This is a genomic window from Kitasatospora sp. NPDC003701, from assembly GCF_053587085.1.
The window spans coordinates 20,745-34,686 of the sequence record NZ_JBSFNM010000034.1; the positions used below are offsets into that span (position 1 = coordinate 20,745).

The following is a 13,942-nucleotide window of genomic DNA, read 5'->3' on the forward strand; positions in this document are numbered from 1 at the left end:
ATGGTGGGTCTCCGTAAGTAGTGGAGGGGGTAGCGGCCTTCCCCGGCTCCCGCTTGGGGCCTGTGCCGGAGCCGGGGAAGGGTCACCGGGGGCGGGCCGCCCGGCTGCGAGCGGTGGGTGCGGCTGCGACGAAGAGGTCGTCGAAGCCGGGCAGCATCTGCACCTGCGCGGTGCCGCTGGAGGTGGCCGCGGTCACCCGGGGCGATGCGGGTTGGGCGGCGGCCGGGGCAGCCAGAGCCAGGCTCTCCGGGCTGTAGATCGTCTCCAGGTACTGGGAGACAGGCCGTTCCCACTCCTTGCGCAGGATCGCGCCGCCGACCACCCGCGCGGCCTCGGTGGGGATCACAATGTCGGCGAGCTGCTGGCACGCGGACGATCGGGAGCCGGTCCACGGGTAGTCGGCCGGCATTGCGACGGTGAGGGCCGCCTCCGGGACCGTGTACTTCCGGTCCTTGTTGTCCGACCAGTACCAGCCGCGGATCTTGCTGGTGGTGCCCGGTGCGGTGCGGTCGGCCGAGAACTCGTTGCCGCCGGAAGTCCGCCTGTTGCCACGGGTGTTGACGCGTACGCCCTCCGGCCAGCCGAGGGCCTCGGCGAGCGTGCGACCGGGGACCGGCGCGGCGGGCTGCATGACCTGCAGGTTCACGTAGTGGTGACGCCCGGCCACGAGGTAGACGCGCCGCCGGTGGGCGGCGACGCCCACATCGGCTGCATCAAGGACCTGGTAGTCGGCCGAACACCAGTCGGCGATCTGCAACTCCTCCGAGATGGCCTCCAGCACCACCTCCGGCAGAGCGCTGCTCTGCTCCATCGCCATCCAACGGAGGTTGTCGTAACGGGCGGTGAGCCCCAGCGCCCAGATCAGCGACTCGGCGATCAGCCCGATGCGCTCGTCGCTCATCTGCGGGACCAGGGAGCGGGCCTCATCGAAGGTCAACAGCGGCCCGGTGAACCCGTTGTAGCCGTCCCAGTCGGGGTCGGAGCAGATGCCGCAGATGTCGGCAGCCTCGCACTCCCCGGTGTCGTGGTAGTGCCCGAAGGTCGCCTCGCACGCCATGGTGAGGGTGTCGAGTAGCAGCTCGATGTTGCGTTCCTGGTGGCCCTCGCGCTTGCCGGCAGGTGACCAGACCTGGCACGGGGCGCTGACCGTGAGGCCCTCGACGTACCGCAGCGCGGGGTGAACCGGGTCGAGGGTCCGCACGTCGGCGACGATGCGCCGGTGCCCGGCCGCGACGGCGGTCGCCGAGGCGTCCCAGCCGATCTCGACGCCGACCACGTCGAACCCCGAAGGGTCCAGGACCCGCAGGCCCTGCTCCCAACCACCAGGCCCGGCGAACAAATTGACAACTCGCTGGGGGGCGCCGACGCGGGGCGGGAACAACCAGGCCACGGGCCAGGGATGGGCGAGGGAGACGAGCTGCTCGTGCGTCCACGGGCCCATCTGTGGACCCTCGGTGGGCCAACGCAGGTCGCCGGCCGTGGACAGCCGCGGCTGGAAGTCGCGCGGCGGGATCTCCGGGTACCGGTAGCTCAGCGTCGCCCCCGATCCTGCGGCCGGTCGGGCTCCGAGATGGACAACGGGGTGCTGGCAGCCGACCAGGAGGGTGCCGGCGCGGCGGAGGCGCGAAGCGCAGCGCCGACGCGGGCTCCGCCCGAAGCGGCGCGGTCCGCCGCGAGGTCGGCGGTGATCTCGTTGTCGATCGCGTCCAGGTCCTCCGCATGCTCCCTGAACACGTCCGCGAAGCCGGGGTGGGCGGCCTCGTCGGCACTGTGGGCGAGGGTCGTCATCGCGGCGCGGAGCTTGCGCAGCGCGGCCAGCCCCTCGGCTACCTCGACCGGCGCGTTGTCGGCAGCACGCCGCTCTCCTGTGAGCGGCAGCAGGTCGCGGTGGATCTCTCCCGCGACGTCCCGCAGGACTTCCGCGTACCCGAAGGCCCGGCCGGCCAGGGTCTCCGGCTTGATCGAGCCGAGGTGGTCCAGCCGGCGGGCCATGCTGAAGACGGCGCCCAGGTGGGCGGATGCGGTGAACTCCGCTGGAGGCGGCGCTGCGAAGACAGCGGTGTACTCGGCAACGGCGTCGCGAAGGCGGAAGGCGTCGATGCCCTCGGGGATCAGCATCACGTCGGCGTTGTAGCGGGTGAGTTCGCCACCGCCGTCGCGCGCGGAGGGTGCGCGGTGAATCTCGTTGAAGACACCGTGCTTCGCGAAGCCGAACCAGTTGGCGTCGACCGGTCCGGCGGACGGGGAGACGACACGGATGCGGACACCGCTCCAGGTGTCCTCTCGAATGGTCTGGGCCAGTTCGGCGGCAACGACCATGTCGCCGCGGCGGGCCACCTGCCGCAGCCCGACGACGGTGCCGTCCGGTAGGGGGCAGATCAGGCGCAGGGCCTCCGCCTGGTCGACGGACTCGATCCAGGGAGACATGCGGTACCTCCTGGTGGGAATGGGGGAGACGGTCAGCGCGTACGGACCGGACGCGGGGGCGGCGTCGAGGTAGGCGCAGGCTCCGAGGCGGCAGCGGCGGCGGCGCGGACCGTGGTGGAGGTCGCGGCGGCGGCGCGGCCCGTGCGAGGAGGGGCGGCCAAGTCCTCGGCGAGGTAGTGGAGTTCGTTGCCGACCTCCTCGATCGTTGCCTTGTGGGCGTCGAGGGCGTCGGCCGACCGGAGGTCGCCCCGCTGGCGGAAGACCTCTGCGGCGTGCTCCAGGAACTGGTGGAGCGGAGCGAGGAGTCCCTCCTCCGCCGAGTCGAGGACGGCCGCGAGTTCGGAGTCCTGGCCGGCGCGATGCAGGCGGTCCAGATGAGAGGCGTTGGTGGCAGGGGCAGTCACGCGACCGCCTCTCCCGAGCGACAGCTGAACGGGGAGCATCCGTCCTCGGGACCGTTCTCCAGCTCGTCCTCCGCCGGCGTGAGCTGCTCCAAGGCACGGAGCTCGGCGCGGCTGAGTCGGTCGATCGGGGCAACGGACAGCGGCTGGCGCGAACGGTGCAGATAAGCCTGCCCCAGTAGAGGACGCCCCTCGGAATTCGCCCGCGCATTGCCCGCGCGGATCGCGGCATCGAACTCCACGACGTCAGCCCATTCTGCAGGCGATCCGTCACGGATCTGCCTCCACTGGGCATTCCCATGGAATGGGCACCCAAGGCACGCGGACTTCGGGGTGGACGCCCAGCCGTGGTCGGCAAGGAGCTTCAGGCAGTCCTCGCGCGACAGCCCCAGGTCGATAAGGGGAAAGCTGTGGCGGGTATACTTGACATCCGAGTCCTTGGCGCGATGGAATTCATCCGTCGAGATCCCGATCCACTGCTCGACGTACACTCCGCGCGGCACTCGGGCCGGGTAGGGGTAGCCGAGAATTCGGCGCACTTCCCGCTTAATCGGCTTTATCTTATATTCGCCGGTGCATTGGCGCCGGGTCATTCCAGGACTGCCGTCCTGGTTCAGGATGTAAAGGGGCATGGAGGCGAATCGGTGGCCCGGGTCGAGGGCGTCCTCTCGAATATTGCCCGAGGCTACTCGCAGGATCGGGATGTTGGCGGGGCGGGCGACCCGGTGCTCCACGTCGTCCAAATGCCGGTAAACGGCCGCGGGCTCCCAGCCGGTATCGGCGAAAATGGCGTAGTCGAGTTTCGGCAGCTCGCCGAGCGCGGACAGCAGGAGAAGCGTAGTGGATTGCACGCCGGCGCCGAGAGACAAAATTCGGCTGGCGGGTCCGGGAGTGACAGTCACGCGGCCTCACCCGCCGCGGCGAGGGCCCGCTCGGTGATGAGGTCGGTCTGGCGGGAGGACGCCTTGCCGATCGCTCCAGCGCCCGGCTCCTTGTACCAAGGCCGCAGGTCAAGCATGGCGGGGCGCATGCCGGTGGCGAACAGCAGCGCGGTGCCCTTGCGCAGCGCGCGGATCTGGTCCGGCGGCAGAATGCGTTCCTGGCGCATGCTGGTCGAGGTGGACCGCCCGGATTCCGATGTGGAGTGCGACACGGTTTCGACATCGTGGTCGCCGACCAGTCGGGAGAGCTTGTCCGCGAAATCGGCGTCGTCGATTCCGGAGCCCACGACCTTGACCGTGGCGGCGGACCACATCGCGTCCATTCCCGCTTCGCCCCAAACCTTCTGGCCCTGGCGGTACGACTGCAGAATGGTGATCGGGATGACCCCGCGTGACCCCAGGTGGGAATACAGGTCGGGGAGGTCCGAGATTTTGCAGACATTCGCGGCCTCGTCGAGGATCGCGAGCAGCGGAGGATCGAGCCGTCCGCCGGCGCGCTCGGCCTCGATGACCGCGGTACGCATCACGGAGTCCGCTGCCGCAGCGATAAGGGCGCCCGCAGATCCACCGCCGTCCTTGGACAGCAGATAGAGAGTGTCCCGGTCGGTCACGAATTCCTCGGGCTTGAACTGAGGTAGGTCAGGATTCGGGGTGACCCACCGGGAGATCTTCGGGTCGAGTAGGCAAGCCGCGTACTGGCGGGCGGTTTCATAGATTCCGTCGCGAGTTTCGACGGCACCGGAAACAGTGCCCTGCAGCTGGTCCGCGATAGCGAGCAGCTTGTGGTCGCGGAGAATGTCGATAGGCGTCCGGTTGGACGGCACCGCAAGCCACTTGAGAACATCCGTGATCGGACGCCGGTCACATCCGGCGGCCAGGAAAAGCGCGCACAAGGTGTTCTGGGCGGCAGTGCTCCAGAAATCCCCCTGGGAGCTTTCGTTGACCGCCGCGGCGACGAAGTGCCCGGCGAGGCGGCGGGCACCGGGGAGGTCCTTGGCGTCCGCCAGGATGTCCCACCACATGCCCTGCGGGGTGTGAGCGATGCCCTGCGGGTCCATGGTCCAGACCCGGCCTGCCTCGGACCGCGCCTCCAAGGTCGCGGTGTAGGCATCCCTCGCGGCTTTGTTACTGGTCAGTAGGACGGGGCCGGGGGCCCGCAGGATCGCCGGGACGGCCAAACTGGTGGTCTTGCCGCTTCGCGGCGCCATGATGGCGACGCACACGTCCTCCCAGGAGGCGCGGACCTCCGGGCCGGACGGCGCGAGGTTGCCGAGCAGCAACCCGCTCTCGTCGGGGCGGATTGCCCGGTCTTTTACAGTCCGCGAGACTCGGACGCAGGTCGCGTGCCTTGGCGGTGATCTCGGCGGGCAGCAGCGGTGCGAGGTCGCGGGAGGTGGCGAGGCCGCTGGGCTTGCTCCGGTGCCGGGACCACAGCCACAGGCCGGTGGCAGCGAGGGCGAGCGCGGCGATGCCGGGGACGACGCGGGTGGCGATCAGAAGCGCCGGCGACGACAGGTGCGGGTAGAGCTGGCCGGGGTGCAGCGCGGCGGTGACCGGCTCGTAGGGGGCGTGCCAGGGGCCGCTTCCGGTCAGGGAGTTGGCGGTGTTGCCGCCGATCCAGGCGAGGGAGCCGAAGACGGCGAGGGCGGCGCCTGCACCTATCAGCGCGTAGAGCAGGGCGTCGGTGCCCGGACTCTGCGAGGGGCTTTTCGGGGTGGCGGGCAGGGGGTGGATCCTTACGGGGGAGGGGAGTTGGCCGCCCGGCTGCGATCGGGGCGGTCAGGACGGGGGCCTTTCTGGTCAGCGGCGAGGGTGGCCCTGAGTCGGATGGCGGGGGTCGGACCTGGCGAACTCGGCCTCGACATAGGCGAAGGGGTTGCGGGACCGAGGCGGCGCCGGGCGAGTCGCGGCGGCTGCACGGGTGGCGCTGCTGATCTGCGACGACGTCCGGACGACTGGGGCCGGGTCGACGACAGCCGAGGTGAGCATGTTCAGGTAGCGCATCGGGGTCGCGGCGGACAGGACCGCGCTCCACTGGTCCTTCCAGTTCGGACCGAAGGCGACCTTGACCATCCAGGGCCCCATGGCTTCGCCGAACTGGCTGTCCGGCTTGGGCCTGTGAGTCAGGGAGGCGGTGCCATCGGGGGAGGTGAACCGGATGCCGTCCACGACCCTGGCGGCCGGCCCGGTGGGAGCGTCGATGATCGAGACCGTGCCGTCCGGGTCCTGGAAGCACACGGCCGTCAGGTCGGAGGCGGCCCAGCCTGCCTTGAGGAGCGGGCGCCACCCGGCGGTCGGATGGCCGGGCCACTCCGTGACGATCGCCTCGGGAGCCACGTGCCGGTCTGCGGCCAGGGCCTGGACGAGTGCGCCGACGATCTCGGCCGGGGTCTCCTTGCTGAACGTCGCCCACCAGCGCGGTTCCGCGTCGTGCGGGCGGGTCCGGATGGTGATCCGCCACAGGTGGAACACGGCGATCTCGGCGGCCACCTCGATCCGGCCGCAGGGGCTGGTGGCGGCGATCCGGCCGCTGGCTGGGGTGTTCTGGTGCGGCCAGCTGTGCACGTGGACCAGCGGTTGAAGCACGCGGCTGGTCTCGCCGGCTCCTGCGAGGTATCGGGGGCGGACGAGGAACTCGTCCTCGGCTGTGGGGGGCATCGGGTTCTCCGGGGTCAACGGTGGGGCGGCTCGACGATCCGGGAGTGCGGGGTGACGGCGGCGGGCGCGGCATGGATCTGCGGGGTGGGGCCAGCGGTCCGGATGGCCGGGGAGGTGGCGTTGGCGGCGCGGTGGCGGGTACCGCCGATGAGGAGGTCGCTGGCCGGGGCCGCCGCGCGGAATCCGGCGGAGGCGATCCGGGAGCCTGCGTCGAGAACGGGCTCCCAGACCTCTGGCTGGTCGCCCAGCTCGGTGCCGAGCTGGTTGCCCAGGGCGGTGAACGCCGCGGCGAGTCGGTGTGCCGGTCCGGGGCGCAGGCCCAGCCACTGGACGACGTCGGCGGCGTGCTCCGCGGTCAGCTCGGGCGCCAGTCGCTCGATCTGCCGCAGCGCGTCGCTGGCACGGGCGACCGCGGCCTCGACGAGGGCGAGGGTGGGGTCGGTGGGCACGGGGCTCCTACAGGGGACGGTGGAGGGGGCGGGCCGCGGTCTGCGGGATGACGGCCGGGGGCGCGGCCACGACGGTGCCGCGCGGCCCCGAGGCCGAACGGGCTGCCGTGAAGCGGGGGTTGCGGTCCTCGTACTCGGCCAGCTGGCACACGGCCAGGGCGAGGGAGCGGTCGCGCGAGGTCTCGGCGAGGCTCTGGTCGGCGCGCGCCAGCGGGGCCAGGACGCGGGCTTCGTGCGGGTCCGTGCGGATGAGGACCCAGCGGCAGGCGGCAGGGTCGCCCGGTACGGCGATGCCGGTGGCGGCCAGAATCCGCCGGGCGACCTCGGCGAACCGGTGGTCGGGGGCGGGGGCCCTGTCAGGGTCGGTACGCAGCGTGCACTGCCACACCATCCGGGACCTCACCGCCTGGGACGGGCTTGTTGCCCGGGGAAGATGGGCGGTCAGCTCGGCGACGAATGCCTGCTGGTTGAGCGCGGCGAGTTCGGGAACCGACCGCCAGGCGTCCACCAGCCGCAGCGGCTGCTCCCGGTGGGATGCCGCCGTGGCCAGGCCGGCGATCAGGTCCTGCGCCGAGGAGTAGCGGGAGATCACCGGGTGCATGGTCACCTTCCCAGCGCGGACGCGGCGGCTGAGACCACGGCCACCGTGACCGGTTCCGCGTTCGGTGGCAGACCGGCAGCTGACCGGGTGGCCGAGCGGGCGAGTGCCGCCTGGTGACGCTCGGCGGCGTCGAGGGGGCCGTCGTAGTCCCACGGCCAACGACCTCCGATCCGGTACAGACCGCGCTCGTCCGGGGCCACGAACTCGGTGCCGCCGTCACCGTCGTAGTCGCGCGTCCAGTCGAAGGTGAGGACCTCGCCGTCCCACCGAGCGGTCAGCCCGCAGTTGTCCTTGTGTAGGTCCGCGACGATCTGCTCCGCGGCGCGCCGGGAGAAGGCCGGAGAGCAGTAGGGGCCGATGAGCCCGGTGGTGTCGCGGGGATCGACCAGACCGGGGTAGGGGCCGTGCTCCGAGCCGTCGACGTAGAAGTGGAAGAGGCGCTCGGTCACGGGGCTCAGTACGGGTTCTCGGTGGTGCGGGCGTCGTGCGCGGCGGCCACCAGCTCGGGCAGGTCGCCGGGGGCAGCGTCGCGCTGGTCGATCCACCAGGTCGCCTTGTCGAGCAGGCGCACCTGGTCCTCGATCTCCTGCCAGTCGCCCTCGTCCAGGTCGCCCTCTTCGACGAGGACCCGGTAGGCGCCGGTAACCAGCTGGTGGCGGCTGCGCTCGCCCCACGGCACGGCCTTGGGCGGCCCATCCAGGGCGGGCATGCGGAACTGCTCGGCCCACTCGGTGGCGGCTTGCTGTTCGGCGGCGCGGCGCTCGGCCACCCAGGCTTCGCGGGAGGCGGTGTCCGTCTGGCGCTCGGCCAGCCAGCACTCCTTGCAGGAACGTTCCGCCAGCCAGCGGGCGAAGCCCGCGCGCTTGTCGGCGGCGCGGTCCGACAGGTCGTGGTCAACGCTGTGGCCGCAGGAATGCTCCACGGCCCAAATCTTCTTTACGGCCAAGTTGGCTCTCCTTAGCGGGAGTTCTGGTGGCCGGCGGCCCACTGGATGCGGGGGTCGACGGCGGGGACGGCGGCTGCGGCGGAAGCGGCGCTCTGCGCGTGGAGAGCGGCGCTGGAGCGGACCCGGCCGCCGGTGGCGAGCGCGGCGCGGGCGCGAGGGTTCGCCGAACTCGGACGCGCGGCCACTGCGGTGGCGGGACGGGCGGCGACGCCTGCGAGGTCCCGGCTGTTGCCGGCCAGGACGGTGTCCGCCTGGGCGATCACGGATTCCACGCGGGAGAAGTCCACGCCAGCGGGATCGGAGCGCAACTGGGCGTTGATGGCGCGCAGGCTCGCGGCGACCTCGTTGTTCATCGCCACGCGGTCGTGCAGCAGCGCGTCAGCCCCGCGGTCCTGGGCGCTCGGCCCGGTGTGTACGACCGTTCCGAACGGGTCGGACTGGCCGGCGGCGTATGGCGCGGGTGAGGGCTGAGTCCGGTCCTCGGGGGCGATGAGCCGGGTGGCGAAGGGGTCGGTCTGCTCGGCGGCTGGGCTCGGCTCCGGGGAAGCTGGGGTGCGGTCCACGGCGGCGATGAGCCGGGTGGCGAACGGATCGGTCGGCACGTACGGGCCGCCCAGGGGTTCGAAGGCGAGGTCGGTCGCCACACGCACACCCTGGTTACGCAGCTGGGCGACCGCGCGGGTGGCACGGCGGTCGCCTTCGTGCTCCGGCTCGTCGAGGGCGAAGAGGTCGGACCTGGGAGGAGGAAGGCGCACGAACCCTGCCTCGGCGAGCACCGGCCTGATGTGCGGCTGGACGAAGGGGACGCGAGCGATGATGCCCAGTTGCGGGTGCCGGCCGATGGCCACCTCGTGCGCCAGGCTCGGCGCAGGCGGCGCGAGGTGGACGACGGCGTCCGCACCGGCGGCGGCTTGGGCCGGGCTCGGCAGCGAGGGCTGGCTGGCGGGGGTGTAGTCGAACTCCGAGGCGGCCTCGACCTGGACCCCGCTGTGGCGCAGGAAGGCGACGGTCTGGCGGACGTGGAGGAAGAGGTTCTGCTGGTCGGGGGCGGCGTCGATGGTCAGACGGCCGTCGGCGAGCGGCCGGAACCCGGCGCGGATCAGGACCTCGCGGGCTGCCGGGTCGGCATCGGCGTCCAGGGAGGCGGCGATCCCGTACTGCGGATCTCGGGTGATGGCGACGTGATGGGGGGTGATGCGCTACTCCTGGTGGAGGCGGGGAAGGGGAGGTTCAGCGGCGGGCTGTCGACCGGACCGGCTCCTGGCCGGCGGCGGCCGTAGCTGCGGGCGCGGCGATGACCCGGGTGGGACTGGTCCCGGCGCGGGCGGCACCCGCGCGGCCGGGCGGGGTGTTGCGGACGGCGATCTCGACGCCGAGCTGGCCCAGGGCGGCGATGGCCCGGTCTGTGGCGTGGTTCTGCTGGTCCGTGTCCCGGCTCGCGAGCGAGTAGCGCTCGGGGGCGGCGGGCAGGCCGAGTGCGAATCCGGCGTCCTTCAGCGCCTGGTGCACCGCCTGGTCCCGGCTGGCCGTGGTGGCGGTGATACCGGCTTCCCGGAACCGCCGGAACGTGACACGGGAGGGGTGGGTGGATTCGGCATCGTTGTGCACGAGTTGGCTCCGTGGGATCGGTGTTCAGCGGCTCCGGGACGCCCCGGGCGGCGGCTCCGTCGGTGCTCGCGGCGGTGGGCTGGACGGGGCAGCGGCCATCCGGGTCAGTGGCGCGCGGACCGCGGCGGCTGCGCGAAGGCTGGCCGGGTCGGGACGCGCGGTGTCGCGCTGGTAGAGGGCGCGGAAGTCGCGGCGCGGCATATCCCCGTAGGAGGGGTTCCACCAGTCGGTTCCGGACAGGTACCGGTCGTTCGAGTTGTAGCGGATCATCACGAACTGCCGTTCCTGGTCGAGCTGTTCGGCAAGCCGGGCGAGCCACCAGTGGTCGTCGTCGAACCTCTGGATCGCCTCGACGACGATCCGACCGTCCCGGACGTCGGCCGCGATCTCCCGGCTGAGCGGATCCGCCAGCCCCTCGCGCAGCTCGAGTTCCGCGGTGCTGCGGGCGGTCACGGTGGCCAGGTCGGCGTCCGGGAACGGCTCGGCCGACTGGAGCCACTCGTAGTAGGCCAGGACCTGCGGCGGGGACTGCTCGGGCCGGTGCCAGTTCGCCACTGGCACGCCGGACTGCGACAGGGCCCGCAGGGCGTCGACAGCACGCTGGATCTGGTCGTGCGCCTCGACGCTGGGGCGCTGGCGCCACCCGTTCTGCTCGACCTCGGGCGCGCGGTACCAGAAGCCGGCCTGGTAGAGGATCTCCCCGGCGATCGGCGGGGGCTGCCCCCGGATGACGGCGAACTCGCCCGCGTCGAAGTCCCAGCCGAAGGCCACGTGCGGCCCGGTCATCGGCGCCGGGGAGCGCCCTGGATCACCAGGACCGACCGGGCCGGGGCGCTTGCCGCAGCCCGCTCGCGTTCGGCCGCCTGCTCGGCCTCCTCCTCGCGGGCCTGGATCAGGAGCAGCAGCTCCGTCTCCAGCTGGTCGCGCTGGTCGGCAGCGGTCTCCAGGGCCTCCAGCTGGGCGTCGAGCTGGTCGAGGACGGTGTCGTCCACCCGGCGGCGCGCCGCAGCGATGTTGATCAGCTTGACGCGCAGGAACGAGACGCGGGTCTCGGCAGCGACCAGGGTGCGGTGAGCCTGGACGAGGCGGGCGGTGGCCGCGTCGGCGCGGGCCTCGTTGGCGGCCAGGGAGGAGAGCGAGTCGCCGGTGGCGGCCTCCAGGCGCTCGTCCAGTCGGGTCAGGGTGTTAGGCATGGATCTCCAAGCAGAGATGGGAAGTTGAGCGCCGGACCGGTTAGAACGGGGGCGATGCGCGGCCGGTGGTCGGCCACGGCGGGAGCACCCGGGCGGCGGGTGGCGGCACCGGAGCGGCAGAGGCCGGCGCCGCGGAGGCGGTGCGTGTCGGCCGGGAAGGCGACGAGCTGAGAGCCGCGGCCCGGCGCGGGCCGACGGCTGGGACCTCGGCGGAGTAGCCGGAGGCCGTCCACGCCGCGAGGGCTGCGTCCAGGTCCGCGTACCGGCCGATGCCGTAGAAGGGCTCCCCGCCTGCAGCCTCCGTGTAGAAGATGGCACCCTCGCCGCTGGCGGCGTAGCGGCCGAGCAACTCGCGGCTCTCGTACGGGGAATCGTGGGAGGCCAGCAGGACCAGGTGCCCGTTGCAGACGTCGGCGGTGACCCGGTCCGACCGCGCCGTCCTGCCCGTGGTCTGCAACGGACTGTCCTCGACCCACGAGGGCCGGTTCTGGATACGTGCGCGCTGCTCAGTCTCGCTGTATACCCTGGTGACGCCGTAGCCGGCGGCGGTAAGCAGTCGGCTCGCGTCCTGAAGCTGCCGCTCGGCGATGGAGGCGGCGGTGTCGCGGCGCGGGCGGTGCAGGTCGAGCGCGTCGTCGCGGACGAACCCGGCCTGCTCCAGCAACTGCGCGCTGCGGCGGTCCGCTGCCGCCGCGACGAGCAGATCCAGGTCCGGGCGGCGGCCGACGGTGACGACGAGCGGGCTCACGCCGGATGCCCCGGATCATGCATACGGGCGTCCGTATCGAACAGCTCCAACTCGGCCTTGTGGAGCAGATGTTGAACAATGAACGACCGGCCTGCCACCTTCCACAGGCCGCGTCCACGGCCGAGCTGGGAGATTGCGGCGGTCTCCACACCGGTCAGGCCGAGCAGTCCGGCGGTGGCCGCCAACTGGTCGGCCTCCTGGCGGTAGATGACGCGAGTGGCGCAGTCGGTCATCAGGCCCTCGGCGAGCGCGCGGGCGCGCGAGCCCTGGTCGCCGGCCGACAGCAGGTCGGAGAGGCGGTGGATGATCAACATGTTCGCGATGCCCAGCCCGCGGCTCAGCTTCCACTGGGCCTGCATCCGCTCCAGCAGCGCCGCGTGGCGCATGATGCGCCATGCCTCGTCGTAGATCACCCAACGGCGCCCGCCGTTGGGGTCGCTGAGGGCGGCCTCCATCCACGCGGACGCGCAGGTCATCGCGAGGGTGAGTGCGGTGTCGTCGCCGGTGGAGCCGAGCCGGGACAGGTCGATCGTCAGCATCGGGCTGCGCGGGTCGAAGACGGCGGTGGACGGCGCGTCGAACATTCCGGCGAGGTCGCCGGTGATCAGCCGCCGGAACGCGTGGGAGAGGTCCTGCGAGGCTTCGCCGACGCGGCGGGATGGGTCGCCGAGCGCCTCATCCAGCAGGGCGGGCTGGCCGAGGATGGCGGCGACGTCGCCGAGCAGCGGCACCCGGCCGGCAGCGGCGGCCTGCTGGACGGCGGTGTCCAGCGCGACATCGAGGCCGGTGTACTCCATGGGCCGCAGGTCGCGCCGCAGGACGGTCCGGGCCAGGCTGCCGAGCAGCAAGAGGCGGCGCTTGCGGACCTCGCTGGCCCAGGACACCTCGTCGATGCCCTCCGGCGCGGCAGCCGCGTCCAGCGGATTGAGCCGACCGGGCAGTCCGGGGCCCAGGGCGATGGTGGTGCCGCCTACGGCCTGCGCGACGCTCGTCCACTCGCCCTTCGGATCGGACGCCACGTAGACGCGGTAGCCGAAGGCCGTGGAGCGCAAGGCAATTGACTTCGCCAGCGCGGACTTGCCCTGGCCGATGACCCCGGCGATCAAGCAGTTCGGGTTCGTAAAGTTCTCGACCTTGCCGTACAGGGCGAACGGGTCGAAAACGAACGACGCCTCGGCGTGGACGTCGCGGCCGATGAGGACGCCGGAGCTGCCGAGGCCGCCCTCGGCCAGGAACGGGTAGGCCCCGGAGGCGGTCGCGGTGGTCATCCTGTGTGCGGGGAGCTTGAGCTTGCCGCCGCGCAGGGAGGCGGGTCCGGGGCGCCCGCCGGCCGGGTAGAACGGGCGCAGCTCCTCGTTCTCTTCGCGTCGGGTGCGGGTGCGCGTCGGGCGGGAGTTGTCGTGGGCGGTGCGCCGGGCGGCGGCGAGGTCGCGGCGGGCCTGGCGGCGGGAGGCCCGGTCGGAGCGGCTGGGGGTGAACAGGGGTGAGGCGGAGGAGCGCAGGAACGTTTCTCCTAATCAGGTGCGGGAGGAGGAGGTCGGGGTACCGCGCAGCTCGGCGGGGGTGGAGATGCGCCGCATCCGGGCGGAGGCGAGGGTGTGCCGCTGGCAGATGGCCAGGTCGGGCGCGCCCTCTGGCAGTCGCAGTGCGCAGGCTTCGCGGGTGGGCGCGCGGCCGTCGGCGCGGGGGGCGCGGTGGTAGGCGGCGTGGAGGGCGTCCGCGGTCTGCCACAGGCGGATCCGGGCGGCGTGGAGCTGGTCGGCTTCGGCGGGCTGGTGCGGCCTGGTGGTCGCGGTGTGGGTGTCGACGAGCCGGAACAGGGCAATGCAGTGCGCGTGGAGAGCATCCAACTCGACTCGGGAAGCAGGGAGTTGGTCCGGAAGGCTCGTGTGGTGGTGGACGTCCACGGCGGCGGTGGCGAACCGCAGCAGCCGCGGGCCATCGGAGGGAGAGTGTGGCACGAGGTCTCC

The 13,942-nt window shown here is 72.1% G+C and carries 17 protein-coding genes and 1 pseudogene; 1 reads left to right on the plus strand and 17 read right to left on the minus strand.

What is annotated here, in order from left to right; all coding sequences use genetic code 11:
* Positions 1–82 precede the first annotated feature (82 nt).
* From ACWDRR_RS27340 to ACWDRR_RS27390, 11 genes and pseudogenes are all read right to left on the minus strand, one after another.
* Positions 83–1,441, minus strand: coding sequence for a DNA cytosine methyltransferase (locus tag ACWDRR_RS27340; protein ID WP_449774887.1), 1,359 nt, complete (start codon positions 1,439–1,441; stop codon positions 83–85).
* An 89-nt stretch (positions 1,442–1,530) separates the two neighbouring features.
* Positions 1,531–2,427: a hypothetical protein gene (locus ACWDRR_RS27345; RefSeq protein WP_449774888.1), complete on the minus strand. Its 897-nt coding sequence runs from the start codon at positions 2,425–2,427 to the stop codon at positions 1,531–1,533.
* Positions 2,428–2,459: 32 nt separating this feature from the next.
* On the minus strand, positions 2,460–2,831 hold the full coding sequence (locus ACWDRR_RS27350) for a hypothetical protein (RefSeq protein ID WP_449774889.1): 372 nt from the start codon (positions 2,829–2,831) through the stop codon (positions 2,460–2,462).
* The gene (locus ACWDRR_RS27355; RefSeq protein WP_449774954.1) at positions 2,828–3,679 is read right to left on the minus strand and encodes a hypothetical protein; all 852 of its coding nucleotides are present in this window, start codon (positions 3,677–3,679) and stop codon (positions 2,828–2,830) included. Before ACWDRR_RS27355 ends, ACWDRR_RS27350 begins: the two co-directional genes overlap by 4 nt.
* A gap of 47 nt (positions 3,680–3,726) precedes the next feature.
* A pseudogene (locus ACWDRR_RS27360) lies at positions 3,727–5,494 on the minus strand (type IV secretory system conjugative DNA transfer family protein).
* A gap of 75 nt (positions 5,495–5,569) precedes the next feature.
* Positions 5,570–6,427: a DUF317 domain-containing protein gene (locus ACWDRR_RS27365; RefSeq protein ID WP_449774890.1), complete on the minus strand. Its 858-nt coding sequence runs from the start codon at positions 6,425–6,427 to the stop codon at positions 5,570–5,572.
* Between the two features lie 14 nt (positions 6,428–6,441).
* On the minus strand, positions 6,442–6,876 hold the full coding sequence (locus ACWDRR_RS27370; RefSeq protein ID WP_449774891.1) for a hypothetical protein: 435 nt from the start codon (positions 6,874–6,876) through the stop codon (positions 6,442–6,444).
* A gap of 7 nt (positions 6,877–6,883) precedes the next feature.
* Positions 6,884–7,483: a hypothetical protein gene (locus tag ACWDRR_RS27375; protein ID WP_449774892.1), complete on the minus strand. Its 600-nt coding sequence runs from the start codon at positions 7,481–7,483 to the stop codon at positions 6,884–6,886.
* On the minus strand, positions 7,480–7,926 hold the full coding sequence (locus ACWDRR_RS27380) for a hypothetical protein (protein WP_449774893.1): 447 nt from the start codon (positions 7,924–7,926) through the stop codon (positions 7,480–7,482). The genes ACWDRR_RS27375 and ACWDRR_RS27380 overlap by 4 nt, the downstream gene beginning before the upstream one ends.
* Before the next feature lie 5 nt (positions 7,927–7,931).
* Positions 7,932–8,399 (minus strand): hypothetical protein, encoded by a 468-nt coding sequence (locus tag ACWDRR_RS27385; protein WP_449774894.1) that lies wholly within the window; start codon positions 8,397–8,399, stop codon positions 7,932–7,934.
* 35 nt (positions 8,400–8,434) lie between these two features.
* Complete coding sequence (locus ACWDRR_RS27390; RefSeq protein ID WP_449774895.1) at positions 8,435–9,271, minus strand: hypothetical protein; 837 nt, start codon at positions 9,269–9,271, stop codon at positions 8,435–8,437.
* A gap of 33 nt (positions 9,272–9,304) precedes the next feature.
* On the opposite strand from ACWDRR_RS27390, the gene ACWDRR_RS27395 reads away from it, so the two are divergent.
* Complete coding sequence (locus ACWDRR_RS27395) at positions 9,305–9,703, plus strand: hypothetical protein (RefSeq protein ID WP_449774896.1); 399 nt, start codon at positions 9,305–9,307, stop codon at positions 9,701–9,703.
* Here the strand turns inward: ACWDRR_RS27395 and ACWDRR_RS27400 are convergent.
* From ACWDRR_RS27400 to ACWDRR_RS27425, 6 genes are read right to left on the minus strand one after another with little or no spacing between them, the layout of a single operon-like run.
* Positions 9,654–10,031 (minus strand): hypothetical protein, encoded by a 378-nt coding sequence (locus ACWDRR_RS27400; RefSeq protein WP_449774897.1) that lies wholly within the window; start codon positions 10,029–10,031, stop codon positions 9,654–9,656. The genes ACWDRR_RS27395 and ACWDRR_RS27400 overlap by 50 nt on opposite strands.
* A gap of 24 nt (positions 10,032–10,055) precedes the next feature.
* The gene (locus tag ACWDRR_RS27405; protein ID WP_449774898.1) at positions 10,056–10,817 is read right to left on the minus strand and encodes a hypothetical protein; all 762 of its coding nucleotides are present in this window, start codon (positions 10,815–10,817) and stop codon (positions 10,056–10,058) included.
* Positions 10,814–11,224 (minus strand): hypothetical protein, encoded by a 411-nt coding sequence (locus ACWDRR_RS27410; protein ID WP_380384049.1) that lies wholly within the window; start codon positions 11,222–11,224, stop codon positions 10,814–10,816. Before ACWDRR_RS27410 ends, ACWDRR_RS27405 begins: the two co-directional genes overlap by 4 nt.
* 40 nt (positions 11,225–11,264) lie before the next feature.
* Entirely contained in the window at positions 11,265–11,972 is a 708-nt protein-coding gene (locus ACWDRR_RS27415; protein ID WP_449774899.1) for a hypothetical protein, read from the minus strand.
* On the minus strand, positions 11,969–13,474 hold the full coding sequence (locus ACWDRR_RS27420; RefSeq protein ID WP_449774955.1) for an ATP-binding protein: 1,506 nt from the start codon (positions 13,472–13,474) through the stop codon (positions 11,969–11,971). The genes ACWDRR_RS27415 and ACWDRR_RS27420 overlap by 4 nt, the downstream gene beginning before the upstream one ends.
* Before the next feature lie 15 nt (positions 13,475–13,489).
* A complete protein-coding gene (locus tag ACWDRR_RS27425) occupies positions 13,490–13,933 on the minus strand; it encodes a DUF6238 family protein (RefSeq protein WP_449774900.1) in 444 nt (147 codons plus the stop codon).
* Between the last annotated feature and the right edge of the window lie 9 nt (positions 13,934–13,942).

What these genes read in the sequence shown, in the direction of transcription:
- ACWDRR_RS27340 (WP_449774887.1), bottom strand. Translation starts at nt 1,441, where the DNA reads ATGGGCCCGTGGACGCACGAGCAGCTCGTCTCCCTCGCCCATCCCTGG.
- ACWDRR_RS27345 (WP_449774888.1), bottom strand. Translation starts at nt 2,427, where the DNA reads ATGTCTCCCTGGATCGAGTCCGTCGACCAGGCGGAGGCCCTGCGCCTG.
- ACWDRR_RS27365 (WP_449774890.1), bottom strand. Translation starts at nt 6,427, where the DNA reads ATGCCCCCCACAGCCGAGGACGAGTTCCTCGTCCGCCCCCGATACCTC.
- ACWDRR_RS27405 (WP_449774898.1), bottom strand. Translation starts at nt 10,817, where the DNA reads ATGACCGGGCCGCACGTGGCCTTCGGCTGGGACTTCGACGCGGGCGAG.
- ACWDRR_RS27410 (WP_380384049.1), bottom strand. Translation starts at nt 11,224, where the DNA reads ATGCCTAACACCCTGACCCGACTGGACGAGCGCCTGGAGGCCGCCACC.